This window comes from Mycobacterium sp., assembly GCF_965229265.1.
Lineage (GTDB): Bacteria > Actinomycetota > Actinomycetes > Mycobacteriales > Mycobacteriaceae > Mycobacterium.
This window is the reverse complement of the sequence record NZ_CBDDIY010000012.1, coordinates 718,675-745,006: the sequence shown is the minus strand read 5'-3', so window position 1 is coordinate 745,006 and position 26,332 is coordinate 718,675. Positions and strand designations below refer to the sequence as shown.

Genomic DNA, 26,332 nt, shown 5'->3' with positions numbered 1-26,332 from the left:
GTCGCGCTGATGGCGGCCAAGGCCGAGGAACTCGACGTCGACGGAGTCGCCGTCCGGCTGACCAACCGCGACAAGGTGTATTTCCCGAAGCTGGGCGCCGCCGGCACCAAGGGCAAGCTCGTCGAGTACTACCGGACGGTCGCTGTCGGCGTCGGCCAGAACCCGGAAAACGATGGCGGGCCGCTACTCACCGCGCTACGGAACCGCCCGACGCACCTGCAGCGATTCCCCGACGGCATCGAGGCGGAGGAGATCTACCAGAAACGGGTGCCCGAGAAACACCCCGACTATCTGCAGACCTGCCGCGTGACGTTCCCGTCCGGGCGCACCGCCGACGCGCTGAAGGTGACCCACCCCTCGGCGATCGTGTGGGCCGCCCAGATGGGCACGATCACGCTGCATCCCTGGCAGGTTCGCTGCCCCGACACCGACCATCCCGACGAGTTGCGGGTGGACCTCGACCCGCAGCCGGGCACCGGTTTCGCGCAGGCTCGCACCATCGCCATCGACATCCTCAAGCCGCTGCTCGACGAACTCGGCCTGGTGGGCTATCCGAAAACGTCCGGCGGCCGCGGTGTGCACGTCTTCCTGCGTATTCGTACCGAGTGGGATTTCGTCGCGGTGCGTCGCGCCGGGATCGCGCTGGCCCGGGAGATGGAACGCCGCGCGCCCGACCTGGTGACCACCTCGTGGTGGAAGGAGGAGCGCGGCGAGCGGGTGTTCGTCGACTACAACCAGAACGCCCGCGACCGCACCTTCGCCAGCGCGTACTCGGTGCGCGCCACCCCGATCGCCACCGTGTCGACCCCGCTGACGTGGGAGGAACTGCGCAGTGCCGAGCCCGACGATTTCACCATCGCCACCGTGCCCGCGCTGATCGCCGAGCGCGGCGACCCGATGGCGGGCCTGGATTCGGTCGCGCAGTCCATCGAGCGGCTGCTGGAGTTGGCCGGTGCCGACGAGGAGCGCGGCCTCGGTGACCTGCCCTACCCGCCGAACTATCCGAAGATGCCGGGCGAACCCAAGCGGGTGCAGCCCTCTCGGGACACGGATCGGAAGCACCCAGAGGGGCCTAGAAGCTGAACGCCAAGAAGTGGTACTGCCGGGAGTCGACCTCGAACACGGCCAGGGACGTTGCGCCGAGTTTCGTGGTCGTGGTGTGCAGCGACCGGGGATTGTCCGCAGCGACAAAGAGCACACCGATATCGAAGCGCTCCCGATAGGCCGCCTGAGTCGCCGCATTGAACGCGGTATAGACGCCGCGGCCTCGGGCGGCCGCATCGACGCAGACCGGCCCGCGCAACGCAAAACGCCTCTGCGCGACGGGCTTTCCGTCGAATTCCAGTGACTCGGCGAGATCAAGCATGGCGCCGATGATCGGGGACGAGCCCACCTGTGAGCGGGTGGGCGGATCGGTCACGGCGATGAAACCGACGACGCTGTCGTCATCGGCCACCGCGACGTGCACCCCGGAGGAGTCGACCGCCCAGGTGAACCATTCCTGCGACTGGAGATTGGAGATGAAGCCGTTGGCGCGCTCGGACGCATCGAGGTTGCCGACGTAGTAGCGCGCTTCCAGCGCCATCATTGCGGCAATGTCTTGCCGGGTCGCCAACCGTATCGCCACATCAGAGGTCATGCAGATGTTCTTAGTCGCCTGGAAGCGGTCCTGGAAGCGGCTAGGTGCGCCCGATCCGGTTGGCGGATCCATTCGTGACGGTCACGCGGGTTGGCTTCCGCCGCTTCGGTCACCTGTGGTAGACACTCAGCAAACTAGCGACTGCGACATCCAGCCGTCGACGCCTTCGGAGCATGGGGGGAAAGCGATGAAGCAGACCGACAGTGGGAAGCACCCCGAGGCGGGCAGGCATCGCGCCGGGCGCCGTCGTCGTACCCCCTATGGTTGGCTGGGCGCTGGCGCGGTGACACTGGGCCTCGGCGCGGCCCTGGCCAGCGGATCCGCGGTGGCTTACGCCGACACGGGCACTGGTTCCGGCGCCGGCAGGGCATCCGCCGACAGCTCTGAGAGCGGCTCCACGGCCGCTGCCACCAACGATTCGGCGCCGGCTAAGAACGCCACCGCGCACTCGGCGCGGCGCAGCTCGGTGACCTCATCGGGCGGAAACGTCACCGGGCGCACGTCTTCGGCTGTGGTTTCGAGCAACGCCCCCGCTGCCGCGGCGGTGTCGAGCGAGCCGGTGGCCAGCCACGCTGAGGCTGCCAGTGTCGCGGTGCCCGGTAGCTCGGCGGGCGCCACGACGGGTCACTCGGCCCGAGTGCGGACCACCTCGAGTCCTTCCAGCTCCGGCAGTGACACCTCGGACACGTCGAGCGCGGCCGCGGCGGCCCCGGCCGCCGATCCGTCGCCCAACATGACCTCGTGGCTGCCGTCGACCCCGATCGTCGCGGGCGTCGCCGTCAACCTGGCCCAGCAGCAGATCGCCGAGGCGCAGTCGCTGCTCACCCAGCAGACCTGGGGCAGCGGCAATGTCGTGGCCGGTCTGACAGCGATCGTGCCGCAGATCCTGCTCGCCCAGGCCGCGTTGTCGTTCAGCACCTGGGAGACCGCGACACCGGCCACTCAAGCGTTCTACGCCAACACCGCCGGCATCCCGATCGTGCATCAGGCTGCCGGGGTCACGCTGCTGGGTGCCCTGCTCCTGCCCACGCTGGCCGGAGTCGCGCTGAACAGCACCGCCCTGTTGCTCCCACTGGTGGGTGCGTTCGAGGGAACCGGTGCCATCACCTCGGTGGAGAACCTGGTTGCCACGGCACGCCAGAACGGCCAGGTCTACGGCCTGGTCCCGGTGACCATGAAGTCCACCACCGAGCCGATCGTCTACATCTCGGTCAACGGCGGACCGAGCGTTCCCGTACTCGTCGACACCGGATCGTCGGGGCTGGTGCTGACGAGGGCTTCGGTGGGCAACGCCGCACCGCTGGGCTCACCGACCGGTTCCGGCAGCAGCTCGTATACCGGCGGGCTGAGCTACAGCTACAAGTCGTACACCACGACGGTCGACTTCGGGAACGGCATCGTCTCCGAGCCCACCAGTGTCAATATCGTCGATGAGGCCGATGCCGCCAAGGCCCTGAATTTCTTCAACCAGCTCGGCGGTGCTTCCGGTGTGCTGGGCATCGGCGCCAACGCCGCGGGACCCGGTCCGAGCATCCCCACCACCGCGCTGCCCGGGGAGCTGAGCGACGGCGTCTTCCTCTACCAGAGCCTGTTCTTCGGGGTGGCCGGCGTGATGGTCTTCGGGCCCAACCCGCTGCCGGTCCGTACGTCGGTGTCCGGCGCCCCCGATGCGTACCTGAAGGTCAAGATCAACAACGGAACAACTCACGACGTCGGGGCGATCATCGACTCCGGCGGGGTGTACGGCACGATGCTGACCTCCGTCGCCGGGCAGAGCATTGCGCCGGGCAGCACCATCTCGGTCTACACCCCGGACGGCATCCTGCTGTACTCCTACACCGTCACCTCGGCCACCGCGCCGACCCTGATCAGCAGCGGCTTGATCAACACCGGATACATGCCGTTCCAGCTCGGCCCGGTCTACGTCAACTACACCGCACCCAACGGCATCGGGTCGACGGACTTCGACTACGCCTGACACAACGCAGCAGCACCGTTGACCCTGCTGCTGCGAGATCAGCAAACCCAAGATTGACGATTTCGGTATTTCGGGGCCCCGGGCCGGTCGAGGGGTTTACCCTCCGCTGAGGTGCCAGTCGCCGTTGTCTGGGAGGAAATCAACCATGGGTGCTTCGAGGTTTGTCGGTCGCGTCGGCGGATTGGCGGTGGCCCTCGGGGTCGGTGCCGCAGTCTTCTCCGCCGGCTACGGGGTCGCCTGGGCCGATACGGGATCGTCGGCGGCAGGCTCGAATTCCAATTCCTCGGACGGCGGTGCCTCGAACCCCGGCCAGTCGGGTGCGGGCTCGAAGGGCTCGGCGACGGCGACCACGAAGAGGTCGGTGACCGCGGGGTCGGGCCGGGTGGTAGGCACCGGCGGCGCCAAATCTGGATCGAAGCACTCGAGCGCCAGTGCCGCATCGCGGAGCACCGACTCCTCGGCGTCGACGTCGACCGGCGGCTCCTCGGTCGAGACGGCAAACAACTCAGGCACCGCCGCGAGCGTGACCACCACCTCGGCGACGTCGGGGGGCAGCGTGGTGAGCCTGCCCGCGGTTGGTTCGGTAGCCGTCGCCGCGCCGGCAGCCTCGGTCTCGAGCGTGTCCCCCGGTGGTCTGCCCACGGCGCCGGTCGATTCGCCGCTGGCGCTGGCCCTGGCGGCGTTCTCTCGCCGTGAATCGGCAACCGCCGCAAGCAGTTCCCCATCAGCAGCGCTGACGACCGCGTCCTCGCTGGTGGGGAACAACCCCATCGCCGTCAACCCGTCACTGGGCATCATCGACGGCATCTTCAATGGCACCACCGGCGCCTCGACGACCTCGGGTGATCCGCTCACCTACACCCTGATCAGTGCACCGAGCGCGGGCGGCAAGGTCACGTTCTCGAGCAAGGACACCACGAACTACGTACTCGGTAATTTCACCTACCTGCCGGACAAGTCGATCCTGACGTCGGGCACTGAGCAGTTCAAGATCCTGGTCGCCGAGACGACGCAGTTCGACAAGCTGCTCGAAGGCATCCCGATCGTGGGTGGCTTCGTCCCGCAGGTGCTGGTCGCCTTGCACCAGACCCCGCTCCTGGGTGACCTCCTGGCACCGGTTATCGGGTACTCCCAGGTCGTGACGTTCACGCCGAACCCGTCGGTGTCCAACCCGCTCGGGGATCCGATCGCTTTCACCTACAAGATGCCCTCCTTCGACGGCACGCTGATCAGCGTCAACTGGTTCCCCGCCTCGACATTGGGGCCGGATGGTGTACCCGCCGGCGATACCGCCCCCACCATCCTCAACGGACCCGGCCTGGCCACTCCCGGCCAGACCGATCCCTACCTGAAGTACGGGATCAAGGAGCTGACCCCCGGGGTCCAGTCGCTGCGCGACGCCGGCTACAACGTGGTCACCTGGGACCCCCGTGGTGAGTTCGCCTCCGGCGGCATCCTGCAGCTGGACAGCCCGGCCTACGAGGGCCGTGATGTCTCGTCGATCCTCAATTGGGTTGCAACACAACCTACTTCGAAACTCGACGCGGCCAACGACCCGACGGTCGGGATGGTCGGCGGCTCCTACGGTGGTGGCATCCAGCTGACCTCGGCGGGCACCGACTCCCGCATCGATGCGATCGTGCCCGGCATCGCCTGGAACTCGCTGAACAACTCGTTGTATCCCGATAGCGCCTTCAAGACGTCCTACGCCTCGCTGCTTCTGCTGAGCCTGGTGACGACGGGCGCGCGGATCAACAACCAGATCTATCTCGGCATCCTCACCGGTGACCTGCTGGGGGTGCTCAGCAACACCGCCCAGGCAGTGCTGGCGAGCAGCGGGCCCAACTTCGTCGTCGGCAACATCACGGCGCCGACGCTGTTCATCCAGGGCACCGTCGACGTGCTGTTCACCCTGCAGCAGGCCATCGACAACGCCGAGGCCATGGCGACGGGCGTTCCCACCAAGATGATCTGGTTCTGCGGCGGTCACGGGGTGTGCCTGACCAATGACTCCACCGGGACCCGGAACCTGGACGCGTCACTGGACTGGCTGGACAAATACGTCAAGGGTGAGGCGGTGGCGACCGGCCCGAAGTTCCAGTACGCCGACCAGTACGGCAACTGGTACAAGGCCGACGACCTGCCCACCGCGGGCAGCCCCTTCTTCGGCTCGAATTTCGACGCGGCCAGTGGCGCCTCCGGCGGCGTTCTGGGCATCGTTCCGGTCCTCGGCGGCTCCGGACCCGCGCCGCAAGCCTCGATTCCTTACTCGCTGGGGTTGGCGTCGAAGGCGAGCAACGCCATCAACGTGCAGCTCGACACCACCGGACTGGCTCAGACCGTGGGTTCGCCGACGCTGAGCTTCGACTACCAGGGTTTGGGCACCAGTCGCTTCGTCTACGCACAGCTGGTGGACAACAAGACCGGCCTGGTGGTGGGCAACCTGGTCACGCCGGTGCCGGTCACCCTGGACGGGCGCAGCCACAGCGTGACGGTGAATTTGGAGGACATCGTCTACACCGTCCAGGACCCGGCCACCGACAACTTGACCCTGCAGATCACCAGCTCGGCGACGGCCTACGAGAACTTCACCTCCTACGGCGTGGTGAACATCTCCAATATCGGTCTGTCGCTGCAGACGCCGGCGTCGATCACCCCCGACCCGTAGGGGCGGCACCGACCGCGATCAGGCAGACCTCGGGGCCAGCTGGCTGGCCGCGAACCGTGCACCCTGGTCGACGAGGCCGGCGCTGATGTACTTGTTGTGGGCGGTCAGGTCGTAGCCGTCGGAGCAGATGGGATCACCCGTCATGCAGAAGTCGACGGCTTTGGAGCCGTAGAGGGCGCTGCGCGCCGGCAGCGGGCCGCCGCCGACCTTTCGGGACGGGTTCCCGAACACCACCACCGCGGCGACGTGTGAGACAACGGTCGGCGGCATCGGGGTCGGAGAACCGAATGCCGCCCCTGATGTCGTGGTGATCAGGTCGATGACGTCGGCGCCCTGCGAGTATCCGCCCAGCACCAGCCGGGTGTCGGGGCACGCCGCCACCACGTTCTGGATGTGCACCCACGCGTCGGTGGCGCCGGTGGTGGACCCACCGTTGAGGTCGAAATTGGCCGGGTAGTTGACGCCGTACACCGACATGCTCTTGCCAGGCGCCTGGACACTGATGGCAGTGAAGAGAGCTTGTCCGACCGGATCGATTGGTGGGATGGTGCTGGTCCCGCGGGCATACACCAGGTGGATGTCTGCGCAGTTGTCCGCACGCGCGACGGGCGCGGCCACGCCGGTCAGCTGCGCGACGGCCGTGATGACCGCGGTAGCAACGATCTGAACGCCCCGATGGGTGTGCACCGGAGCATGTTGGCACCTACTGACCTCGGTTGGCTGCGGCGCGCCGAGGAGAGTTGCAAGGCGTGAGCAAACCCACCCTCACCCCTTCGCCTGGTACGCCCAAACCAACGTTTGGGCGTACAAGTGCGAGACAATCGCGCCAGAACGTCGAGTTCGGTGCGGATGTTCAGTCGTCGAGCGCGACGTTTCCGCGGTTGCGACGACGCAGCCGGTGGGTGGTCTTGCCGCTCGGGCGCTTGTTACGAAGGCCGGGCTCGGGCTCGGGTTCGGGTTGCTCGGCCGACTCGGTATCGGCGGTGACTGGCTCCGACTCGGCCGGTTCGACGGCGGGCTCGGGCTCGTCGGCCGGGGCTACTTCGGTGTCCGCAGCCGGTTCGTCGGGCTGCTCGGCCTCGGGCTCGGCCGGTTCGAGCGTCTCGTCGGTGTCGGTGTCGGTGTCGGTGTCGGTGGCCGAGCCGCTCTTCGCCTTCTTCGCTTTCTTGGGCCGGGGCGGCTTAGGCGGCAGCTCGGCGGTATACGCCAGGTAGAACGCCACCAACCCGAGGATCGCCACCGCCGCGGCCGCGCCGTAGACACCGAACAGCCATGGCCCGCCGGCGTCGAGGCTCACCCAGATCTCGGCAACCGCCGTTCCGACGATGAGCGCACCGGCCAGCACCTGCAAAATCACCGACCACAGCCGCAGTCGCAGCGCCAACGGCGGCGTGGCCAGCTCGGGATGGCGGGTCCGCAGCAGGGTGAGCAGCACCGGCAACGCGGCCAGCCCGAACAGCACGCCGGTAACGATGCGCAATACCGTGCCCAGGGTGTGGGAGGTATCGCCCATCAGCTCCCACCACCGGGGCAGGATGAACAGGAAGTACAGGACGCCGGCGAGGACCCACAACGTGAGGTGTACTGCAGTCGCGGCGACGCGCCCCATACCCCTCCTTGGTGCTTGAATCCGAGGTGCGATCAGGCGTTCATCTCGCCCGATCGCACCTCGGACCGGTGCGGAGGATAGGGGATTTGAACCCCTGAGGGCTGTTAACCCAACCCGCGTTCCAGGCGAGCGCCATAGGCCACTAGGCGAATCCTCCGTCGGCCATGGTAGCCGACCCGGGACGCGCCTTGCCCCGACTGCCTGGCCCACCTTCTCTTGCCGCCTCCGCGGCGGGCCACCTCCCGGCGCGTATTACACTCGCGTTGGACCCCGCGCGGCGTCTATCCTGTGAACTCCCCCAGGGCCGGAAGGCAGCAAGGGTCAATGGGCTCTGGCGGGTGCGCGGGGTCCCCTTTCGCGAAAGGCGCATGGTGTCGTTCCAGTCCCTGGGCCCCGATGAGCTGCAAGCCCAGCACGAATTGCAGCGGCAGAACTACGCGGACCTGCAGGCCAAGAAGCTTTCGCTGGACCTCACCCGGGGTAAGCCGTCGGCCCAGCAACTCGAGCTGTCCAACGGGCTGCTGAGCCTGCCTGGCGAGGTCTTCCGCGACGAAGACGGCACCGACACCCGCAATTACGGCGGTCTGCACGGCTTGCCCGGACTGCGGTCGATCTTCGGCGAACTGCTCGGTATCCCGGCGCCCAACCTGATCGCCGGCAACAACGCCAGCCTCGAGCTGATGCACGACATCGTCGTGTTCTCGCTGTTGCACGGCGGCGTGGACTCGCCGCGGCCGTGGCGTGAGGAACCCGTCCTGAAGTTCTTGTGCCCGGTGCCGGGTTATGACCGCCACTTTGCGATCACCGAGAGCTACGGCATCGAGATGATCGGCGTCCCGTTACGCGATGACGGCCCCGACGTCGACCTGATCGAAGAGCTCGTCGCCGCCGACCCGGCGATCAAGGGGATGTGGTGCGTTCCGGTGTTCTCCAACCCCACCGGCACCACCTACTCCTGGGAAGTGGTCCGGCGGCTCGTGCAAATGCGGACGGCGGCACCGGATTTCCGGCTGTTCTGGGACAACGCGTACGCCGTGCACACGCTCACGCTGGAATTCCCGCGCCAGGTGGACATTCTCGGATTGGCCGACAAGGCCGGCCATCCGCACCGGCCGTACGTGTTCGCCTCGACGTCGAAGATCACCTTCGCCGGAGCCGGGGTGAGCTTCTTCGGCGGCTCACTGGGCAATATCGCCTGGTACCTGCAGCATGCGGGTAAGAAGTCGATCGGCCCGGACAAGGTCAACCACCTGCGCCATCTGCTGTTCTTCAAAGACGCCGACGGGGTACGCCTGCACATGCGGCGCCATCAGCAGGTGCTGGCGCCCAAGTTCGCGCTGGCATTGGAGATCCTGGACAAGCGGTTGTCTGACTCCAAGATCGCCTCGTGGACCGAACCCAAGGGCGGCTACTTCATCAGCCTCGACGTGCTACCCGGTACGGCCAAGCGCACCGTGGCTCTGGCCAAGGATGCCGGGATCGCGGTCACCGAAGCCGGTGCGGCGTTCCCGTACCGAAAAGACCCAGACGACAAGAACATTCGGATCGCTCCGAGCTTTCCGTCGGTGCCGGATCTTGAGGATGCGGTCGACGGATTGGCCACCTGCGCACTGCTGGCGGCCACCGAGCTGATGCTGCGCTGAGCTCCCTGGTACATGCCGTCTGACCCACGCGGATTGCGCTCCCAAGCTCCGCTTCTGGATGCGTGGTTGCGGTTCTGCGAAGACCCGCCGACGCCGTTCACCATCCCGGGTCACAAGCAGCGTGCCGATCTTGTCGGCGATGTCATCGCCGGGGACGTCCCGCTCTACGCCGGTCTGGACACGATGAAGTTGAGCCGGGGCGTCCTGGCTGAGGCCGAAGCGCTTGCCGCGCGGCTGTGGGGTGCCGATGTCTGCCGTTTCTCCGTTGGCGGCGCGACTCATGTCAACCAGGCCCTGGCGCTCGCGGTGGCGTCCGGTGCGGGGGCGCCCGGCGTCGGTGTGCCTGGCAATGGTTCGGTGGTCATCAGCCGCACCCTGCATCGTTCGATGCTGCTGGGCTTGGTGCTGGCCGGTCTCACGCCGATTTGGGTGCATCCCGAGATCGACACCGCGACCGGGTTGCCACTCGGCGTCCGCCCCGATGCAGTCGCCGACGCTTTGCGGCGGCATCCCGACGTGCGCGCGGTGTTCGTGGGGGACCCGTCCTATGTTGGCACCGTCGGTGACATTCGCGGGCTGGCCGATGTCGCACACGCGAGTGACGTGCCGCTGATCGTCGACGCGGCCTGGGCGGCGCATTTCGGATTCCACCCCCACCTGCCGCGCCACCCGCTCCAACTGGGCGCCGACGCGATGGTCATCAGTGCCCACAAGACGTTGCCCGCGTGGAGCCAAGCGGCCATGGTGCTGGCCAACGGTGCGCGGATAGATCCCGCGGCGCTGGATGCCGGGGTGGAGGCGACGCACACCACGAGCCCTGCCGGGGCCATCCTCGCCAGCATCGATGCGGCCCGTGCCCTGTTGGAACGAGACGGGCCAGCGCTGCTGGGGGATGCCCTGGCCGCGGTGCGGGCGGCTCGCGCGGAACTGTCCGGGGTCGAAGGCCTCGTCGTCCTGGACGGACCCCATATCGATCCGCTCAAGCTGACGCTGGTGCTCTCCGGCACCGGTGCCGACGGGATAGCGGTCGAGAACGACCTGCTGGCGTCGGGTCTTCCGGTCGAGGCGGCCGAACGCGACATGATCGTCGCCCAGGTATCCCTGGCCGACACCAGCGCCTCCCTCACCCGCTTGGTCGACACCATCGTCGGGTCGGTGCGACGACACCGCGGCCTGCCCCGGCCCGTCGTCACCGGGGCGGCCTACCAGATCACCCCGGTGACCGCGATGGCCCCGCGGGAGGCGTTCTTCGCGCCGACCGAGACGGTCGAGTTGCCGCGGGCGGTGGGACGCGTCAGCGTCGAACTCGTCGCGCCCTATCCACCGGGCATCCCGGTTCTGGCGCCCGGTGAGGAGATCACCGACAGCGTGCTGGACGCCCTCGGCAAGGCACAGGCCGACGGTGTGCGCGTCGCCTATGCCGCCGATCGGACACTGCAGACGCTGCGGGTCGTGCGCTGAGAGCCGAGGCGGAGCCTGCGTCGCGCCCACGTCGGTAGGCCTGGGTAACCTGCTGACTGTGGCGCTCTACCGCAAGTACCGTCCGGCAACCTTCGCCGAGGTCGTGGGACAGGAGCACGTCACCGAACCGTTGTGCACCGCGCTGTCGGCCGGCCGGATCAACCACGCCTACCTGTTCTCCGGTCCGCGCGGCTGCGGCAAGACATCCTCGGCCCGCATCCTGGCCCGGTCGCTGAATTGTGCGCAGGGTCCCACGCCGACGCCGTGCGGGGTGTGTGACTCGTGCGTGGCGCTGGCCCCCAACGGCCCAGGCTCCGTCGACGTCGTCGAACTCGACGCCGCCAGCCATGGTGGTGTGGATGACACCCGCGAACTGCGAGACCGGGCGTTCTACGCACCCGCTCAGTCGCGGTACCGCATCTTCATCGTCGACGAAGCGCACATGGTCACCACCGCGGGGTTCAACGCGCTGCTCAAGATCGTCGAGGAGCCGCCCGAGCACCTGATCTTCGTGTTCGCCACCACCGAGCCGGAGAAGGTGCTGCCGACCATCCGGTCGCGCACCCATCACTATCCGTTCCGGCTGCTGGCGCCGCGCACCATGCGCGCGCTGATCGAGCGCATTCTGGCTTCCGAGGACGTCGAGGTCGACGACGCGGTCTTCCCGCTCGTGATCCGGGCCGGCGGCGGCTCACCACGTGACACGCTCAGCGTGCTCGACCAGCTGCTGGCCGGCGCGCAGGACAACCGGGTGCACTACCAGCGGGCCCTGGCACTGCTCGGGGCCACCGATGTGGCGTTGATCGACGACGCCGTCGACGCACTGGCGGCCGGGGACGCCGCCGCGCTGTTCGGGGCGGTGGAATCGGTGATCGACGCCGGCCACGACCCGCGCCGGTTCGCCACCGACCTGCTCGAGCGGTTTCGGGATTTGATTGTGCTGCAGGCGGTTCCAGACGCTGCGAGTCGCGGGGTGGTCGACGCCCCCGACGATGTGCTGGAGCGGATGCGCGACCAGGCCGGCCGGGTCGGTCCGGCGACGCTGGCCCGCTACGCCGAGGTGGTGCATGCCGGGCTGGGGGAGATGCGCGGCGCGACGGCGCCTCGGCTGCTGCTGGAGGTGGTGTGCGCGCGGCTGTTGCTGCCGTCGGCCAGCGACACCGAGTCGGCGCTGCTGCAGCGCGTCGAGCGCATCGAGACCCGGCTCGACATCTCGATTCCCGCATCGGAGGCCGCGATGGGCGCCTCCGCGCCGGCACCGGCCAAGCAGTACGTGCGCAAGACCCAGGCTCCGCCGCCGGCGCCCGAGCCACCCGCCCCCGCCCCGGCGCCGGTCACTGTAGCGCCCGAGTCACCCCGGCCCGCGCCGGAAGCATCCCGGCCCGCACCCGAGCCACCTCGGCCCGCACCGGAACCGCCGCGAGCCGCGCCGGCCCCGCCCTCGCCCGCGCCCGCCGAACCGGCGGCCGCCACCGGTGAACCCGGTGCGGCGGCGGTGCGCAGCATGTGGTCGACGGTGCGGGAGAAGGTGCGCCAGCGCAGCCGCACCACCGAGGTCATGCTGGCCGGGGCGATCGTGCGTGCGGTCGAGAACAACACCCTGATCCTGGGGCACGAGTCGGCGCCGCTGGCCAAGCGGCTGTCCGAGCAGCGCAACGCCGATGTCATCCGCGACGCGCTCAAGGATGCGCTCGGCGTGAACTGGCGGGTGGTGTGCGAGGTCGGCCTTGGCCAACCGGCGCCGGAGGCCGAGCCCCTTCCGCCCGAGCCCGAACCCGACCCGGGTGAGGTTCAGCGGGCCGAAGAGGACAGCATGATCGCCGAGGTGGGCCGCGACGAGGACGCTGCGCCTCGGCGTGACCCCGAAGAAGTGGCGCTGGAGTTGTTGCAGAACGAGCTGGGCGCCCGCCGTATCGAGGGCTGAGGGAAGCCGCTCACGCCGGAGCGATCGGCCGTGACGGAAGTGGGCTGGAGTAGACGACGCTTGTCGTGATGCTCCCCAGGGTGGCGAGCTTGCCGGTGATCCGCTCGAGGTCGGTCATCGACCGCGCGAGGACCTTCATGATGAAACAGTCGTTGCCGGTGACGTGATGGGCCTCGATGACCTCCGGGACGACCGCGAGCAGGTCGTGGACCGGCTTGTAATTGCCGGACGGAAACGCCAGGCGCACGAATGCGGTGATCGGATAGCCGAGCGCCTGGGCGTCGACGGCGGCGGTGTAGCCGGTGATGACCCCCGCGTCCACCAGTCGTCGCACCCGGTCGGCTGTCGAGCTGGGCGACAGCGACACCGCCCGGGCCAGATCGGCAATGCTGATCCGGCCGTCGGACTGCAGGGACGCGAGGATCAGCTCGTCGGTGTGATCCAGCGTCGCCCGCTGATTGTTCGGCATACGGGCCATGATCCCATCGTTTCTCCTCGAAATCGGCGCGATATCCGGCGATCACCCATTCCCGACGGGCGCGCTTCGAGGTTCGATCGTCGGTATGACCCTGACTGCCCGTGAGTTCTTCGCCGCCAAGCTGTCGTTCGAGATCGACCCTGCCGACCTCGCCGCGGCGCGACAGGCCGGTGCCTCGCCGGTGGTCGTGGACACGCGGTCGCCGGCCGCGTGGGCGCAGGGACACATCCCCGGTGCGATCCACATTCCGGGAAACGAACTGCGCCAGCGTGCCGGGGCCGACCTGCCGGATCAGAGTGCAGACATCGTCGTGTACTGCTGGGGGCCCGGGTGCAACGGCTCGACCCGCGCCGCACTCACCCTCACCGAGCTGGGCTACACCCGGGTGCGGGAGCTCATCGGCGGGTTCGAGTACTGGGCGCGTGAAGGCCTGGCAATCCAGGGTCGGCATGGACGTACCCGGCGCGCGGTCGACCCGTTGACCGCCCCCGAAGTGACACCGGATCTTGCCACGGAGACGACGGTGCCGTGCCTGTGAAGCTGCCCGACGGACACTGTGTTTCTGCTGCGGGGTAGCCGATTTCGGCGCTTTCGAGGAGCGCGCCGCACGATTGCCCCTTACCGTCGATCGGGTTCAGCGGGGCGGTGACCGGACACATCGTGGTGCCGGTCCTCCCGACGACGGCGGTTGTGACGGAACGGATCGGCGATGTTCAGGACCCTTATCTCGCGTCGGCTGGCGGCAGCGACGTTCACCGGCGGCACACTGGCCCTCACCCTGTTCGGCGCCGTCCCGGCCGCGACCGCCGACCCCAATCCCGACGCGCCGCCGAACTGCACGGCCGCGGACCTGGAAGGGGTGCGCACCGGCGTGCAGTTCGCCACCTCCGCCTACCTGTTCACCCACCCGGACGTGAACGCCTTCTTCACCAGCTTGGCCGGCCTACCCCGCGATCAGGTGCGCGCCAGGGTGAAGGCGTACATGGCCGCCAACCCGCAAGTGAAGGCCGACATCACCGGCATCCGCCAGCCGCTGGTCGACCTGAAGAATCGCTGCGGGGAGGCGGGCACGCCCAACCCGGTCTGACGCGTCAGGCCGACCACCACGGGCGCAAGGGCAGCCCGCCGTCGTTGCCCTTCTCGTCGAGCTTGACCGCCAGAACCTGATGCAGCTGAACGACATTGGTTTCGAAGCCCAACCGCGAGCCCGCCATGTACAACCCCCATACCTTGGCGGTGGCCAGGCCGACCTCCGCGACCGCCTCGTCCCAGTGCTCGACGAGGTTGCGGCACCAGTCGCGAAGTGTCAGCGCGTAGTGGTGGCGCAGGTTCTCCTCGTGAACGATCTCCAGGCCGACATTTTGCGCTTCGCTGATGATGCGGCCCGATCCGGTGAGTTCCCCGTCGGGGAACACGTAGCGGTCGATGAATCCGCCCGCGCTGGGCCCGGTGCGGTTGTCCGGGCGGGTAATGCAGTGGTTGAGCAGCAGGCCGCCAGTGCGCAGCTTGGACTTCAGCAGGCCGAAGTACGACGGGTAGTTGGCCACACCGATGTGCTCGGTGAGCCCGATCGAGGACACCGCGTCGAACCCGCTTTCGCGCACGTCGCGGTAGTCGCTGTGGCGCACCTCGGCCAGATCGGCGAGGCCTTCCTCGGCGATCCGCTTCTGCGCCCAGACGGCCTGCTCACGCGACAGCGTCACGCCGATGGTCTTCACGCCGTGCCGTGCGGCGTAGCGCACCATGCCACCCCAGCCGCAACCCACGTCGAGCAACCGGTCCCCAGGCTTGAGCTTCAGCTTGTCGAACACCAGCCGGTACTTGTTGTCCTGCGCCTCTTCCAGCGTCGCCCCGGCGTTCGGATAGCACGCGCAGGTGTAGGTCATCGACGGGCCGAGCACCAACTCGTAGAACGTGTTGGACACGTCGTAGTGGTGGTGGATGGCATCGGCGTCGCGCTTCTTGCTGTGGCGCAGGCCCTCGGCCATCCGCCGCCACCGGGGCAGCGCCTCCTGGGGCGGCGGCGCGATCGGCTTGAGGTGCTCGATGCCGATCGAGCGGACGATGTCCACCAGGGTGCGCGCCGGCGGCCGCTTGAAGTCCATCGACTGGTCCAGCGCCCGCAGCAGTTCGTAGGGATCACCGGGATGCACGCCGTGCATGTCGAGGTTGCCCGAGACGTAGGCCCGCGCCAGCCCCAGATCACCCGGCGCGGTGGCCAGGTAGGTGGTTCCCCGCGGGGTGAGCAGCTCCAGGCCGAGTTCGGCGTCATCGGGCCCGGCACTGCTGCCGTCGTAGGCGCTGAACTTGATCGGCAGGTCGCCGCCGGCGACGAGGATCTCCAGGATCTCGGCCAGGCTCAGCCTGCCGGGCGCGTGCGCCGGGTTATCACGGAACGTCGTCATCGTCTCTGCACCGCCTTTGCGTAGAGGTCAAGCAGCCGGGAATCGGGGTCGTAGATCTTCTTCACGGTCTTATAGGTTTCGCCGCCATACAGCTCGTCAAACGCATCACGGCTGTAATAGGCGTCCGAATACAGCGATTTGTGCCCGTCCAGATCGCTGATCTTGTCCTCGATCAGCCGGTTGGTGTGGCCCTCGATGCCGGTGGCGGGCACCGACGACCAAAATCCCACGTTGACGTAGCTGTGGCCGGCCCGCAGCGGGTAGAGCGGCCAGCCCGCCTCGTCTCGCAGCCGAAGTGGGCACAGCCAGATCGGCTCGATCGGCACGGTGGTCAGGAACCAGTCCAGGAACTCCTCGGTTCGCTCGATCGGCACCTCGACGTCCTGGACCACCCGCTCGCGGGGCGGGCGACCGTGGCGTGCCTCGATCCGGTCGGCGATGTGGAACTTCTGGTCGTAGCCGATCAGCTTCCAGTACACGCTGCTGCGCCGGTAGCGCCGCGGCCACAGTCGGCGCAGCCGCGGGTTCTGGGCGCCGAACGCCCGCGAGCACCAGAACCAATCGGTATCCCAGCGCCACAGGTAGTCATGGATGGTCAGCCGGTCGTCCTTGACGCCGGCGCCGTGTTGGATGGACCGGTAGAAGATGTCCTGGCCGGTGTAGTCGCTGACCGGTCCGGCGGTGGCGGTCTGCAGGCCCAGACACAGGTAGCTCTCCTGCGCGCTGAACACCACACCGTCGAGGTAGTCGACCCGCACTCCGTCATAGCCGCCGGTTTCGATGATGCGGTCCATTGCCGAGATCAGGTCGGCCAGCGAATGGAAGCGGAGGTGCTTGAGTGCGACGAACGGCTTCACCGGTTCCAGCTCGATCCGCAACCTCACCGAATAGCCCAGCGTGCCATAGGAATTCGGGAAGCTTCGAAACAGGTCGGGGTGTTGGTCGCGGCTGGCCGTCACCAGCTCGCCGGAGCCGGTCAGGATGTCCATCTCGATGACCGACTCGTGCGGAAGACCGTTGCGGAACGACGCCGACTCGATCCCCAATCCGGTTACCGCACCGCCCAGCGTGATCGTTTTGAGTTGCGGAACGACCAGCGGGGCCAGCCCGTAGGGCAGCGTGGCGGCTACCAGGTCTTCGTAGGTGCACATGCCGGCGACGTCGGCGGTCTTGGCGTCGGCATCGACGAAGATCACATCGGTAAGCCCTGAGGTGTCCAGACCCGGGGCATCACGCTTGGCGCGGGCGCGAAACAGGTTTGACGTGGGTTTGGCCAGCCGCACCGAGGCGCTCGGTGGAATGGCGCGGTAGCTGGCCAGAAGCCGCTCAACACCGCGGGTGTGAGCTGTCAGTGCTGCGGAAACAGACACACGACTACGCTAGTCCGCAGCCCCAGTCGATGCGACCGCACGGTTGGTGGATCACAGTCCAAACTCACGTCACTCGAGGAGTATTACCTGATGGGACAGGTCAGCGCGGCAAGCACGATCCTGATCGACGCCGAACCGGCGACCGTGCTGAACGCGGTCGCCGACTACCAAGGTGTGCGTCCCAAGATCCTCTCTCCGCAGTACAGCGAATATCAGGTTCTGCAGGGCGGCCAGGGGCAGGGAACCGTCGCCACGTGGAAGCTGCAGGCCACCAAGTCGCGGGTGCGGCAGGTTCAGGCCACCGTCGATGTCGCCGGCCACACCGTCATCGAGAAGGACGCGAACTCCTCGATGGTGACCAATTGGACCGTCGCTCCGGCCGGCGCCGGTTCCAGCGTCACCGTCAAGACCACCTGGACCGGCGCGGGTGGGGTCAAGGGCTTCTTCGAGAAGACGTTCGCCCCGCTGGGGCTGCGCAAGATCCAGGGCGAGGTGCTGGCCAACCTCAAGAAAGAGGTCGAACGCGGCTAGCTGGTCCTGGGCGGCTGGGTGGCTAGGAACGCTGCGATGCCCTGAACCACCGCGGCGGCGTATTTCTGGCGGCCCTCCGGGCTTTCCATCAGCGCCGAGTCGGCCGGGTTCTTCATGTTGCCCAGCTCGACCAGCACCGCGGGGTACTGGGCCAGGTTCAGCCCGGCCAGGTCGGCTCTGCCGTAGAGGCCGTCGGATCCGATGTAGTTGGCGGCCGGAATCCCCGAGGCCACCAACTGATCTCGCATGACGCGGGCCAGCTGGACCGACGGCCCGGCCTGGGCCTGGTTCAGCGGCGGGTTGGAGTAGTTCACGTGGAAGCCGCGGCCGGTCGACGGGCCACCGTCGGCGTGGATGGACACGATCGCGTTGGGTTGCAGGGAATTGGCCATTGCCGCGCGCTCGTCCACGCACGCGGCCACCTGGTTGTCGTTACCGCGGGACATGGCGGTGCGCACCCCGAGCTGGGTCAGCGCCTGACGGATCATCAGCACGGTGTCCCAGTTGAAGGTGTGCTCGGGGAAACCGTCGTCGGTGGCGGTCCCCGACGTCTGGCAGTCCTTGGTGCCGCCACGGCCCGTCGGCACCTGTTTGGTCATGGACGCGTCGTTGGCGCCGTTGTGGCCGGGATCGAGGAACACGATCATCCCGGCGATAGTGGCCGGCGCAGCGTGAGCGAGCGGCGTGATCAGGATGGACGCGACGAGCAACACGCCGGCGCATGCGGTGGCCACGACACGCGTGGGGACGGACGTAAGCACGCGCGTCACCGTAACTCTTCGCCGTCTAGGCTTGAAGTCGCTGACCGCCCGAAATCGCAGGCGAAACCAAGTCGAGACCAAGACGCAAGGAGACTGTCATGCAGCCCGGTGAGGTACCCAACCTGGAGGCCTTCCGCGAGCGGGCGGAAGAGATGCGTGACCAGCTGATGCCGGGCTTGCAGGCGGCGCTGGCCCAGGCGCAGGAGATGCAGCAGCGGTTGATGGAGGCCCAGGCGGCGCTGGCTGCCTCCGAGGTGCACGGGCAGGCCGGTGGCGGCCTGGTGCAGGTGACCATGAAGGGCAGCGGGGAAGTGGTCGGGGTGCGGATCGACCCGAAGGTCGTCGACCCCGATGACGTCGAGACGCTGCAGGACCTGATCGTCGGTGCCATCGCGGACGCGGCCCGGCAGTTCGCGATCCTGGCGCAGACTCACCTCGGTCCGCTGGCCGGCCAAGCCGGGGCACCGGGTCTGCCGGAGGCCTGAACTTTTGTTTGAAGGCCCTGTCCAGGATCTGATCGATGAGCTCGGCAAACTGCCTGGCATCGGTCCCAAGAGCGCGCAGCGGATCGCGTTCCACCTGCTGTCGGTGGAGCCGCCCGACATCGACCGGCTGACCGCGGTGCTGGGCCGGGTCCGCGACGGGGTGCAGTTCTGTGAGGTCTGCGGCAACGTCTCCGACGCCGAGCGCTGCCGGATTTGCAGTGACGCCCGCCGCGACGGGACGCAGGTCTGCGTGGTCGAGGAACCCAAGGATGTGCAGGCCGTCGAACGCACCCGCGAATTCCGCGGGCGTTACCACGTGCTGGGGGGCGCGCTGGATCCGTTGTCCGGCATCGGACCTGACCAGCTGCGAATCCGTCAGCTGCTCAATAGGATTGGTGAGCGGGTTGACGGGGTGGACATCACCGAGGTGATCATCGCGACCGATCCGAACACCGAGGGCGAGGCCACCGCCACCTACCTGGTGCGGATCCTGCGCGACATTCCCGGGCTGGTGGTCTCCCGGATCGCCTCCGGGCTGCCGATGGGCGGTGACCTGGAGTTCGCCGACGAGCTGACGCTGGGCCGGGCCCTGTCCGGCCGCCGCCAGATGGTCTAGCTGATCTCTTCGCCGAAATTGAACTGACGCCGAGTTCTACTCGCACTTTGTCTGCGTGGGTGCAATCTCGACGGGATGTCGGTCGGTCTTCGCATGCTGTCGGTATGGCTCAGGTGTTCATCGGTAGCGAGGCCGTCGCCAGTGGCAAGCTGACGCGATACGAGTTGCAGCGGTTTCACACCAGACTGTTTCCCGACGTCTACCTGCCGCGCGGACTGGTCCCGTCATTGCGCGACCGTACGGTCGCGGCCTGGCTGTGGTCCAAACGGCGGGCGGTGATCGCCGGGTCGGCCGCCGCAGCACTGCACGGGGCGCAATGGGTCAATGACAACGAGCCCATCGAATTGATCTGGGACAACGGCCGACCGCCGCGCGGGTTGATCGTCCGCAACGACACCCTGGCCGACGGCGATGTAACCCAGATCGCCGGCCTACCCGTCACCACTCTGGTGCGCACCGCCTTCGACCTGGGGCGTTACCTGCCCCGGCAACGTGCGATCGCGCGGCTCGATGCCCTGTCCCGAGCGATCTGCTTCTCCACCGACGACGTCCTGCGGCTTGCCGAAGAGCATCGCGGCGCGCGGGGAGTTCGTCGGCTCCGCGATGTCCTGCCGCTTGTCGATCGGGGTGCGGCGTCCCCCAAAGAGTCCTGGTTGCGGCTTCTGCTCCTTGACGCAGGCTTCCCGGCGCCGACCACGCAGATACCTGTGCAGACCGCCTCCGGGCTGATCGCGATGCTCGACATGGGCTGGGAGGAGTTCATGGTGGCCGCCGAGTACGACGGCGACCAGCACCGCACCGACCGACGTCGCTACGTGTGGGATCAGAAGCGGGCGCGCCTGGTCGCTGAGTTGGGGTGGAAGTCGGTGCGGGTGATCAACGAAGACAATTCCCCCGACATCATCGCCCGCGTGCATGACGCGCTGACATCGCGCGGCTGGCGCTCCGAGATTGAACTCACGCCGAGGTCTACTCGCAGGTTGTCTGCATGAGTGCACGCTCGTGCGATGGGGAAGGCGCAGACACCTACGCGCGGCGGGGTGCGGCCAGTCGTTCACGGCGCAGCTGCTCGACCTCGGGCAGGTCCAGCGGCGGCAGGGGCCCGACGACCCGCGACAACAGCAGATCGGCCAGCTCGGGATTGCGGGCCAGGCACGGGCCGTGCAGATACGTGGCGATCACACTGCCCTGCACTGCGCCGTCGTACCCGTCTCCGTCGCGGTTGCCGGCGCCCTTGACGACCGCAGCCAGTGGCTTGGCATCAGGACCTAAAACCGTTCCGCCGCGGTGATTTTCGAATCCAGTCAGCGGCAACGACAAGCCCTCGACCAGCGGTGTGGACACCACCTCGCCGATTGTGCGTTTGTCCTGCGGTGAGGTGGTCACGTCGAGCATGCCGACGCCCTGCACCCGCTCACCGGCCGAGGTCTCATACCAGTGGCCCAGCACCTGGATGGCCGCGCAGATCGCCAGCACCGGAGCGCCGCGCCCTGCGGCGCGCTGTAGACCCTGATGGGTCAGCAGATGCTTGGTGGCCAGCCGCTGCGCGTAGTCCTCGGCACCACCGAGGGTGTACAGCTCCAGTGAGTCCGGCACCGGATCGGCTAGCGTGATCTCGACGATCTCGGCGGGAATTCCCCTCAGCCGCAATCGTTGTCGCAATACCACGGCATTGCCGCCGTCGCCGTAAGTGCCCATCACGTCGGGCAGCACCAGCCCGATCTGAACGGTGCTCATCGACTTAGGCCCCCGGTCGGTTCGCCCCTGCCCGCCGGACGCATCCGCCCCAACGCTCGGGTCAACTGCAGAAATGCCGTGTAGTTTGCCACCACTTCCACATGCCCCTTCGGGCAGGACCCAATCGCGTCAATGGTGTTGTGCACCAATGTGTGCGGCACACCGGCATAGCCCAACCGCACCGCCAGGTCGGTGCCCCGTTCGCCAGCGGCCACCACTGGAAGTCCTTCGAAATGCTCGAAGTTGACGTCCCATAGCCAGGACAGGTCCTCCCCGTCGGGCACCTGACCGTTGACCGCGATCACCACGCCGTCGGCGGTCGTGTCGACCATCGACAGCGCCTCCTGCCACCCGGCCGGATTCTTGGCCAACAGAATTCGCGCGGTGTGCTCGCCCATCGGTACCGTGCGATAGCGGCCGGCGACCTCGTCCACCGTCGACACCGCCGCCACCGCCGCCACCGGGTCCGCCCCCAGCGCCACCGCCGCGGCGACCGCCTGTGCGGCGTTACCCCGATTGACCGTCCCGGGCAGCGAGAGCCGCATCGGCAACGTCAATCCGTCCGGCCCGTACAGGTTCACCTCGTCGAAGCGCCACTGCGGGCTGGGTCGCTTGAAATCGGTCCCGGTGGAATACCAGTCCACCCCGTCGCGCACGATCACCTCGCCGCTGCGCGGGCAGCTCACCGAATCGTTGGCCCATCCGCCGCCGGCGGCCACCCACACCACCCGGGGGCAGTCGTACGCCGCCGAGGTCATCAGCACGTCGTCACAGTTGGCGACGACGACCGCATCGGGGTGACGGGCCAGACCCGCGCGCAGCGTCCGCTCGATGTGGTTGATCTCACCGACCCGGTCCAACTGATCGCGCGACAGGTTGAGCAAAACAATGACGGCCGGGTGCACCGCGTTGGCGACGTGCGGCACGTGCATCTCGTCCACCTCGAGCGCGGCCAGCCCCGCGTCGCGGGCCCCGGCCAGCGCGGCCACCAGCCCGGCGTCCATGTTGGCGCCCTCGGCGTTGGTCGCGACGGGACCCAGCGTGGCCAGCGCGGCCGCTGTCATGCGGGTGGTGGTGGATTTGCCGTTGGTGCCGGTGACGACGACGCTGCGCCGGCCCGCCCCGAGCTGGCCCAGGACCGACTTGTCCAAGGTCATGGCGACCAGGCCGCCGATCATGGCGCCCGCACCGCGACCGGTGGCCCGGGAAGCCCAGCGCGCGACGGAGCCGGCGGCCAGTGCGGCCCGCCCCCGGATGGTTATCGTCGGCCTTGGCATCGGAACGAAGTTTATGCCGACGCTGCAGACCCGGCCCGACACGGATCTGATGTACCGGGCGCTGTCAGAGGTGCGTGCCATTCTGACTGTGTGAACCACACCTGGGGTCGACCCGCCGCCGAGCCGGGCAACGGCTGGGTCGTGGTCGATGTCGAGACCTCAGGATTTCGGCCCGGGCACGCCCGGGTCATCAGCATTGCCGCCCTGGCGCTGGACCCGCAGGGGCGCGTCGAACACTCGGTGGTCAGCCTGCTCAACCCGGGTGTTGACCCGGGCCCCACCCACATTCACGGCCTGACCGCGGAGATGCTGGAGGACCAGCCCACCTTTGCCGAGGTCGCCGCCGATGTCGTCGAGTTGCTGCATGGGCGCACCCTCGTCGCCCACAACGTGGCCTTCGATTACGCATTCCTGGCCAGCGAGGCAGAGATCGCCGAGACCGCACTGCCGATCGACACGGTCATGTGCACGGTCGAGCTCGCCCGCCGTCTCGACCTCGGCCTGGAGAATCTGCGGCTGGAGACCCTGGCCCGGCACTGGGACATACCCCAGATCCGCGCCCACGATGCCTTCGACGATGCCCTGGTGCTGTCCCGGGTGCTCACACCCGCGCTCGAGCGGGCCCGGGACCGTGAGGTGTGGCTGCCGGTCCGGCCGGCCACCCGCCGCCGCTGGCCCAACGGCCGCGTGACCCACGACGAGCTGCGGCCGCTGAAGATGCTGGCCTCGCGAATGCCGTGTCCCTATCTGAACCCGGGACCGTACCGGCGCGGCGGACCCCTCGTGCAGGGCATGCGGGTGGCGCTGTCAGCCGAGGTGGACCGCACCCACGAAGAACTGGTTGAGCGGATCATCCACGCCGGGCTGGCCTACACCGACGCCGTCGACCCGCAGACCTCGCTGGTCATCTGTAACCAGCCCGCACCCGCGCAGGGCAAGGGCTATCTGGCACGCGAGCTCGGGGTGCCGGTGGTCTCCGATCGGCAGTTCATGGACTCCGTCGGCGCGGTGGCCAACGGGACCGGGATCGACGAGTTCGTCCAGTCGGTCGACCAGGGTCAGCAGTTCGCGCTGTTCTGAGGCCGAGCCTCAGAGCATCCTGTGCGTCTGCACCGAACTGTCTGCGGCCAGCCGATCCCCGAATTCCATTGGCGTAGTGTGAAGTTGGGCCCACCAACATCCATACGTTGGCGGAAGGCTGTCCCGACATGAACACGAAAACACTCGCCGCCCTCATCGGCGCGGCGGCAATCGCCATCCTCGGTGTCGTCGGCGTCGATGACGGCGGCACGTCCGTCCGCACCTCGGCCGACTCCGGTCACGAGACGAAGTTCCCGACGCCGACGCCACCGCCGCCGGCAGCGGTGTCGATGGCGGTGACCACGACGACCGCGCCGGCGGTCCAGTGACGTCCTAGCTGAGCGCCTTGGCCTTCAGCGACTCGTACTCCGGCGCGGTGATCGTGCCCGCATCCAGAAGTTCCTTCGCATGGGCGATCTCTTCGGCGGGCGACCGGCCGGCCGCCTGGCGAATGTAGTCGTCGGTCTCCTTCTTGGCGGCCAGAGCGGCCGCTTGCGCCCGCTCGGTCATCCCCTTTCCGCGGGCGATCAGGTAGACCAGTGCGGTCACCCACGGGAACACGATCAGGAAGACCACCCAGACGGCCTTGATCCAGCCCGAGGTCGTGTGATCCCGCCAGAACAGGTCAGTCAGGATCTGGAACAGCACCAGCAGGTAGGCGATCCAGGCGAAGATGATCAGGAAATGCCAGAGAAAATCCCACGTCGAACCCCAGTCCATGGCCCACTCCTCAGCTACATTCGGTGCGCGGGTGCGCGCCGGTCAGTCTAGCTATCCGGGGTCGCTTCTCTCCTGCCCGCCGGATCCAGTTGCGCGGCCCGGTTCACGGCGGAGACCACAGCCCTCAGCGACGCAGTTGTGATCGACGTCGCGATGCCCACACCCCAGACCGTGCGTCCGCCGACGGATGCCTCGACGTAGGCGGCGGCCGCGGCCTCCTCGCCGGCCGACATCGCGTGCTCGGAGTAGTCCAGCACACTGATGTCGAATCCGACGGTGCCCAAAGCGTCGACGAACGCGGCCAGCGGCCCGTTGCCTTCGCCGCGGATCTCGGTTTCGACGTCGTCGATCTTCACGGTGGCCTCGATGATGTCGGTGCCGCCGTCGACTTCTGCGCCGACGACCCGTTGTTTGATGCGCTCCAGCGGTCGGATCGGCGCCAGGTACTCGTCGGCGAACGCGTCCCACATCTCCTTGGGCGACACCTCGCCGCCCTCGCCGTCGGTGATCTTCTGAATGACCTGGCTGAACTCGATTTGCAGCCGGCGCGGCAGGACCAGCCCATGGTCGGCCTTCATGATGTAGGCGACGCCGCCCTTACCGGACTGCGAGTTCACCCGGATCACGGCCTCATAGGTGCGCCCGACGTCCTTGGGATCGATCGGCAGGTAGGGCACCTGCCACAGGATGTCCTCGACATCGGCGTCTGCCTCATCGGCGGCGATCTTCATCGCGTCCAGACCCTTGTTGATGGCGTCCTGATGGCTCCCGGAGAACGCGGTGTACACCAGGTCGCCACCGTAGGGATGCCGCTCGTGCACGGGCAGCTGGTTGCAGTATTCGACCGTGCGGCGGATCTCGTCGATATTGGAGAAGTCGATCTGTGGATCCACGCCACGGGAGAACATGTTCAGCCCCAGCGTCACCAGGCACACATTGCCGGTGCGCTCACCATTGCCGAACAGGCAGCCCTCGATCCGGTCCGCCCCGGCCTGGTAGCCCAATTCGGCTGCGGCAACGGCGGTTCCGCGATCATTGTGCGGATGCAGGCTCAGGATGATCGAGTCGCGGCGGGCCAGGTTGCGGCTCATCCACTCGATCGAGTCGGCGTAGACGTTCGGGGTGGCCATCTCGACGGTGGCGGGCAGGTTGACGATCAGCGGCCAGTCCGGGGTTGGCTCGATGATGTCGGCGACCGCGTCGCACACCTCTTTGGCGTATTCCAGTTCGGTACCGGTGTAGGACTCGGGGGAGTACTCGTAGCGCCACCGGGTGCCCGGATGCTTGACGGCCTCCTCCAGGCACTTTCTGGCGCCGTCGGTGGCGATCTTCTTGACCTCGTCGCGGTCGGCGCGGAACACCACCCGGCGCTGCAGGATCGAGGTCGAGTTGTAGAAGTGCACGATGACGTTCGGTGCGCCTTGGCAGGCTTCGAACGTTCGCTCGATCAGCTCCGGTCGGCACTGGGTCAGCACCTGGATGGTGACGTCGTCGGGGACGGCGCCCTGCTCGATGATCTCGCGGACGAAGTCGTAGTCGGTCTGGCTGGCCGACGGGAAGCCGACCTCGATCTCCTTATAGCCCATCTTGACCAGCAGCTCGAACATGCGGCGCTTGCGGGCCGGGCTCATCGGATCGATCAGGGCCTGGTTACCGTCGCGCAGGTCGACGGCGCACCACAACGGCGCGTGATCGATGACCTTGTCCGGCCAGGTGCGGTCCGGCAGCGTGACCGGCTCCACTTCCTGGGCGAACGGCCGGTACCGGTTGACCGGCATCGAGGACGTGCGCTGGGTGTTCCACGACGGCTGACCGTCGCGGTGCGGTCCGGCGGGGGTGTTGATGGTGCGGGCAGATACGTAGGCGTCCACGGATTCGAAGGACGGTTTCTGGGTGGTCACGATTGGGCTCCGGGGTGTCTTGAGTTGGACATCAGACCGGCGCATCGCG

General features: G+C 67.7%; 27 protein-coding genes, 1 tRNA gene and 1 other RNA gene. 15 read left to right on the top strand and 14 right to left on the bottom strand.

Features of this window, described 5'->3' with window-relative positions:
* Positions 1 to 9: 9 nt before the first annotated feature.
* Positions 10 to 1,083 (top strand): DNA polymerase domain-containing protein, encoded by a 1,074-nt coding sequence (locus tag ADBZ9K_RS21360; protein WP_526623949.1) that lies wholly within the window; start codon positions 10 to 12, stop codon positions 1,081 to 1,083.
* On the opposite strand, the gene ADBZ9K_RS21355 is transcribed toward ADBZ9K_RS21360, so the two are convergent.
* Positions 1,073 to 1,639, bottom strand: coding sequence for a GNAT family N-acetyltransferase (locus ADBZ9K_RS21355; RefSeq protein WP_526623947.1), 567 nt, complete (start codon positions 1,637 to 1,639; stop codon positions 1,073 to 1,075). The genes ADBZ9K_RS21360 and ADBZ9K_RS21355 overlap by 11 nt on opposite strands.
* Before the next feature lie 330 nt (positions 1,640 to 1,969).
* Positions 1,970 to 2,257, bottom strand: coding sequence for a hypothetical protein (locus tag ADBZ9K_RS21350; RefSeq protein ID WP_526623945.1), 288 nt, complete (start codon positions 2,255 to 2,257; stop codon positions 1,970 to 1,972).
* A 115-nt stretch (positions 2,258 to 2,372) separates the two neighbouring features.
* Here ADBZ9K_RS21350 and ADBZ9K_RS21345 point away from each other — a divergent pair, with 115 nt between their 5' ends.
* Positions 2,373 to 3,617, top strand: a complete 1,245-nt coding sequence (locus ADBZ9K_RS21345; protein ID WP_526623944.1) for a PecA family PE domain-processing aspartic protease — start codon at positions 2,373 to 2,375, stop codon at positions 3,615 to 3,617.
* 225 nt (positions 3,618 to 3,842) lie between these two features.
* Here ADBZ9K_RS21345 and ADBZ9K_RS21340 read toward each other — a convergent pair whose 3' ends face one another.
* Positions 3,843 to 4,415, bottom strand: a complete 573-nt coding sequence (locus tag ADBZ9K_RS21340; RefSeq protein ID WP_526623942.1) for a hypothetical protein — start codon at positions 4,413 to 4,415, stop codon at positions 3,843 to 3,845.
* On the opposite strand from ADBZ9K_RS21340, the gene ADBZ9K_RS21335 reads away from it, so the two are divergent.
* On the top strand, positions 4,372 to 6,285 hold the full coding sequence (locus ADBZ9K_RS21335) for an alpha/beta hydrolase family protein (protein WP_526623940.1): 1,914 nt from the start codon (positions 4,372 to 4,374) through the stop codon (positions 6,283 to 6,285). The two genes, ADBZ9K_RS21340 and ADBZ9K_RS21335, sit on opposite strands and share 44 nt — an antisense overlap.
* Before the next feature lie 18 nt (positions 6,286 to 6,303).
* On the opposite strand, the gene ADBZ9K_RS21330 is transcribed toward ADBZ9K_RS21335, so the two are convergent.
* The 3 genes from ADBZ9K_RS21330 to ADBZ9K_RS21320 all read right to left on the bottom strand — a co-directional run bounded on the left by ADBZ9K_RS21330 (position 6,304) and on the right by ADBZ9K_RS21320 (position 8,051).
* A complete protein-coding gene (locus ADBZ9K_RS21330) occupies positions 6,304 to 6,972 on the bottom strand; it encodes a cutinase family protein (protein WP_526623938.1) in 669 nt (222 codons plus the stop codon).
* A 166-nt stretch (positions 6,973 to 7,138) separates the two neighbouring features.
* Positions 7,139 to 7,894 carry a lipid uptake coordinator LucA gene (lucA, locus tag ADBZ9K_RS21325; RefSeq protein WP_526623936.1) on the bottom strand — a complete coding sequence of 252 codons (756 nt, stop codon included), beginning with the start codon at positions 7,892 to 7,894 and terminating at the stop codon, positions 7,139 to 7,141.
* 71 nt (positions 7,895 to 7,965) lie between these two features.
* Positions 7,966 to 8,051 (bottom strand) — tRNA-Ser (locus tag ADBZ9K_RS21320).
* A 105-nt stretch (positions 8,052 to 8,156) separates the two neighbouring features.
* Here ADBZ9K_RS21320 and ffs point away from each other — a divergent pair.
* The 4 genes from ffs (at position 8,157) to ADBZ9K_RS21300 (ending at position 12,922) form a co-directional block, all read left to right on the top strand.
* Positions 8,157 to 8,251, top strand: an RNA gene (ffs, locus tag ADBZ9K_RS21315) — signal recognition particle sRNA small type.
* A gap of 14 nt (positions 8,252 to 8,265) precedes the next feature.
* The gene (locus ADBZ9K_RS21310; RefSeq protein ID WP_526624301.1) at positions 8,266 to 9,537 is read left to right on the top strand and encodes an aspartate aminotransferase type Ic; all 1,272 of its coding nucleotides are present in this window, start codon (positions 8,266 to 8,268) and stop codon (positions 9,535 to 9,537) included.
* A gap of 12 nt (positions 9,538 to 9,549) precedes the next feature.
* The gene (locus ADBZ9K_RS21305) at positions 9,550 to 10,998 is read left to right on the top strand and encodes an aminotransferase class I/II-fold pyridoxal phosphate-dependent enzyme (protein WP_526623934.1); all 1,449 of its coding nucleotides are present in this window, start codon (positions 9,550 to 9,552) and stop codon (positions 10,996 to 10,998) included.
* A 58-nt stretch (positions 10,999 to 11,056) separates the two neighbouring features.
* The gene (locus tag ADBZ9K_RS21300; RefSeq protein ID WP_526623932.1) at positions 11,057 to 12,922 is read left to right on the top strand and encodes a DNA polymerase III subunits gamma/tau; all 1,866 of its coding nucleotides are present in this window, start codon (positions 11,057 to 11,059) and stop codon (positions 12,920 to 12,922) included.
* Positions 12,923 to 12,932: 10 nt separating this feature from the next.
* Here the strand turns inward: ADBZ9K_RS21300 and ADBZ9K_RS21295 are convergent, their stop codons facing one another.
* Positions 12,933 to 13,400, bottom strand: coding sequence for an Lrp/AsnC family transcriptional regulator (locus tag ADBZ9K_RS21295; protein ID WP_526623930.1), 468 nt, complete (start codon positions 13,398 to 13,400; stop codon positions 12,933 to 12,935).
* Between the two features lie 85 nt (positions 13,401 to 13,485).
* Between ADBZ9K_RS21295 and ADBZ9K_RS21290 the strand changes: the two genes are divergently transcribed.
* Both ADBZ9K_RS21290 and ADBZ9K_RS21285 read left to right on the top strand, forming a co-directional pair.
* On the top strand, positions 13,486 to 13,938 hold the full coding sequence (locus tag ADBZ9K_RS21290) for a rhodanese-like domain-containing protein (protein WP_526623928.1): 453 nt from the start codon (positions 13,486 to 13,488) through the stop codon (positions 13,936 to 13,938).
* Between the two features lie 171 nt (positions 13,939 to 14,109).
* Positions 14,110 to 14,487: a hemophore-related protein gene (locus tag ADBZ9K_RS21285; RefSeq protein ID WP_526623926.1), complete on the top strand. Its 378-nt coding sequence runs from the start codon at positions 14,110 to 14,112 to the stop codon at positions 14,485 to 14,487.
* A gap of 4 nt (positions 14,488 to 14,491) precedes the next feature.
* Here the strand turns inward: ADBZ9K_RS21285 and ADBZ9K_RS21280 are convergent, their stop codons facing one another.
* A complete protein-coding gene (locus ADBZ9K_RS21280; protein WP_526623924.1) occupies positions 14,492 to 15,805 on the bottom strand; it encodes an SAM-dependent methyltransferase in 1,314 nt (437 codons plus the stop codon).
* On the bottom strand, positions 15,802 to 17,175 hold the full coding sequence (locus ADBZ9K_RS21275; protein WP_526623923.1) for an FAD-binding oxidoreductase: 1,374 nt from the start codon (positions 17,173 to 17,175) through the stop codon (positions 15,802 to 15,804). Before ADBZ9K_RS21275 ends, ADBZ9K_RS21280 begins: the two co-directional genes overlap by 4 nt.
* Positions 17,176 to 17,265: 90 nt before the next feature.
* Here ADBZ9K_RS21275 and ADBZ9K_RS21270 point away from each other — a divergent pair, with 90 nt between their 5' ends.
* Positions 17,266 to 17,706 carry an SRPBCC family protein gene (locus tag ADBZ9K_RS21270; RefSeq protein ID WP_526623921.1) on the top strand — a complete coding sequence of 147 codons (441 nt, stop codon included), beginning with the start codon at positions 17,266 to 17,268 and terminating at the stop codon, positions 17,704 to 17,706.
* Here the strand turns inward: ADBZ9K_RS21270 and ADBZ9K_RS21265 are convergent.
* Positions 17,703 to 18,467 carry an Rv3717 family N-acetylmuramoyl-L-alanine amidase gene (locus tag ADBZ9K_RS21265; RefSeq protein ID WP_526623920.1) on the bottom strand — a complete coding sequence of 255 codons (765 nt, stop codon included), beginning with the start codon at positions 18,465 to 18,467 and terminating at the stop codon, positions 17,703 to 17,705. The genes ADBZ9K_RS21270 and ADBZ9K_RS21265 overlap by 4 nt on opposite strands.
* Positions 18,468 to 18,619: 152 nt before the next feature.
* Between ADBZ9K_RS21265 and ADBZ9K_RS21260 the strand changes: the two genes are divergently transcribed.
* From ADBZ9K_RS21260 to ADBZ9K_RS21250, 3 genes are all read left to right on the top strand, one after another.
* Positions 18,620 to 18,952 (top strand): YbaB/EbfC family nucleoid-associated protein, encoded by a 333-nt coding sequence (locus ADBZ9K_RS21260; protein WP_526624300.1) that lies wholly within the window; start codon positions 18,620 to 18,622, stop codon positions 18,950 to 18,952.
* Positions 18,953 to 18,956: 4 nt separating this feature from the next.
* Positions 18,957 to 19,568, top strand: a complete 612-nt coding sequence (recR, locus tag ADBZ9K_RS21255) for a recombination mediator RecR (RefSeq protein WP_526623918.1) — start codon at positions 18,957 to 18,959, stop codon at positions 19,566 to 19,568.
* A 104-nt stretch (positions 19,569 to 19,672) separates the two neighbouring features.
* Positions 19,673 to 20,560 carry a type IV toxin-antitoxin system AbiEi family antitoxin gene (locus ADBZ9K_RS21250; protein WP_526623917.1) on the top strand — a complete coding sequence of 296 codons (888 nt, stop codon included), beginning with the start codon at positions 19,673 to 19,675 and terminating at the stop codon, positions 20,558 to 20,560.
* A 34-nt stretch (positions 20,561 to 20,594) separates the two neighbouring features.
* On the opposite strand, the gene ADBZ9K_RS21245 is transcribed toward ADBZ9K_RS21250, so the two are convergent.
* On the bottom strand, positions 20,595 to 21,305 hold the full coding sequence (locus ADBZ9K_RS21245) for a type 1 glutamine amidotransferase (protein ID WP_526623915.1): 711 nt from the start codon (positions 21,303 to 21,305) through the stop codon (positions 20,595 to 20,597).
* Complete coding sequence (locus ADBZ9K_RS21240) at positions 21,302 to 22,582, bottom strand: MurT ligase domain-containing protein (RefSeq protein WP_526623914.1); 1,281 nt, start codon at positions 22,580 to 22,582, stop codon at positions 21,302 to 21,304. Before ADBZ9K_RS21240 ends, ADBZ9K_RS21245 begins: the two co-directional genes overlap by 4 nt.
* A gap of 90 nt (positions 22,583 to 22,672) precedes the next feature.
* On the opposite strand from ADBZ9K_RS21240, the gene ADBZ9K_RS21235 reads away from it, so the two are divergent.
* Both ADBZ9K_RS21235 and ADBZ9K_RS21230 read left to right on the top strand, forming a co-directional pair.
* Positions 22,673 to 23,662: a DEDDh family exonuclease gene (locus ADBZ9K_RS21235; protein WP_526623912.1), complete on the top strand. Its 990-nt coding sequence runs from the start codon at positions 22,673 to 22,675 to the stop codon at positions 23,660 to 23,662.
* A 128-nt stretch (positions 23,663 to 23,790) separates the two neighbouring features.
* On the top strand, positions 23,791 to 23,991 hold the full coding sequence (locus ADBZ9K_RS21230) for a hypothetical protein (protein ID WP_526623910.1): 201 nt from the start codon (positions 23,791 to 23,793) through the stop codon (positions 23,989 to 23,991).
* A 4-nt stretch (positions 23,992 to 23,995) separates the two neighbouring features.
* On the opposite strand, the gene ADBZ9K_RS21225 is transcribed toward ADBZ9K_RS21230, so the two are convergent.
* Both ADBZ9K_RS21225 and leuA read right to left on the bottom strand, forming a co-directional pair.
* Positions 23,996 to 24,382, bottom strand: coding sequence for a PLDc N-terminal domain-containing protein (locus ADBZ9K_RS21225; protein ID WP_526623909.1), 387 nt, complete (start codon positions 24,380 to 24,382; stop codon positions 23,996 to 23,998).
* A 47-nt stretch (positions 24,383 to 24,429) separates the two neighbouring features.
* A complete protein-coding gene (leuA, locus tag ADBZ9K_RS21220; RefSeq protein ID WP_526623907.1) occupies positions 24,430 to 26,328 on the bottom strand; it encodes a 2-isopropylmalate synthase in 1,899 nt (632 codons plus the stop codon).
* Positions 26,329 to 26,332 lie beyond the last annotated feature (4 nt).

Coding starts and splice junctions, on each gene's coding strand:
- ADBZ9K_RS21345 (WP_526623944.1), top strand. CDS start 2,373: ATGACCTCGTGGCTGCCGTCGACCCCGATCGTCGCGGGCGTCGCCGTC.
- ADBZ9K_RS21285 (WP_526623926.1), top strand. CDS start 14,110: ATGTTCAGGACCCTTATCTCGCGTCGGCTGGCGGCAGCGACGTTCACC.
- ADBZ9K_RS21245 (WP_526623915.1), bottom strand. CDS start 21,305: ATGAGCACCGTTCAGATCGGGCTGGTGCTGCCCGACGTGATGGGCACT.
- ADBZ9K_RS21355 (WP_526623947.1), bottom strand. CDS start 1,639: ATGACCTCTGATGTGGCGATACGGTTGGCGACCCGGCAAGACATTGCC.
- ADBZ9K_RS21280 (WP_526623924.1), bottom strand. CDS start 15,805: ATGACGACGTTCCGTGATAACCCGGCGCACGCGCCCGGCAGGCTGAGC.
- ADBZ9K_RS21295 (WP_526623930.1), bottom strand. CDS start 13,400: ATGGCCCGTATGCCGAACAATCAGCGGGCGACGCTGGATCACACCGAC.
- ADBZ9K_RS21225 (WP_526623909.1), bottom strand. CDS start 24,382: ATGGACTGGGGTTCGACGTGGGATTTTCTCTGGCATTTCCTGATCATC.
- ADBZ9K_RS21260 (WP_526624300.1), top strand. CDS start 18,620: ATGCGTGACCAGCTGATGCCGGGCTTGCAGGCGGCGCTGGCCCAGGCG.
- ADBZ9K_RS21240 (WP_526623914.1), bottom strand. CDS start 22,582: ATGCCAAGGCCGACGATAACCATCCGGGGGCGGGCCGCACTGGCCGCC.
- ADBZ9K_RS21270 (WP_526623921.1), top strand. CDS start 17,266: ATGGGACAGGTCAGCGCGGCAAGCACGATCCTGATCGACGCCGAACCG.
- ADBZ9K_RS21290 (WP_526623928.1), top strand. CDS start 13,486: ATGACCCTGACTGCCCGTGAGTTCTTCGCCGCCAAGCTGTCGTTCGAG.
- lucA (WP_526623936.1), bottom strand. CDS start 7,894: ATGGGGCGCGTCGCCGCGACTGCAGTACACCTCACGTTGTGGGTCCTC.
- ADBZ9K_RS21230 (WP_526623910.1), top strand. CDS start 23,791: ATGAACACGAAAACACTCGCCGCCCTCATCGGCGCGGCGGCAATCGCC.
- ADBZ9K_RS21305 (WP_526623934.1), top strand. CDS start 9,550: ATGCCGTCTGACCCACGCGGATTGCGCTCCCAAGCTCCGCTTCTGGAT.
- ADBZ9K_RS21250 (WP_526623917.1), top strand. CDS start 19,673: ATGGCTCAGGTGTTCATCGGTAGCGAGGCCGTCGCCAGTGGCAAGCTG.
- ADBZ9K_RS21340 (WP_526623942.1), bottom strand. CDS start 4,415: ATGATGCCCAGTGACGGGTTGACGGCGATGGGGTTGTTCCCCACCAGC.
- leuA (WP_526623907.1), bottom strand. CDS start 26,328: ATGCGCCGGTCTGATGTCCAACTCAAGACACCCCGGAGCCCAATCGTG.
- ADBZ9K_RS21360 (WP_526623949.1), top strand. CDS start 10: ATGGCGGCCAAGGCCGAGGAACTCGACGTCGACGGAGTCGCCGTCCGG.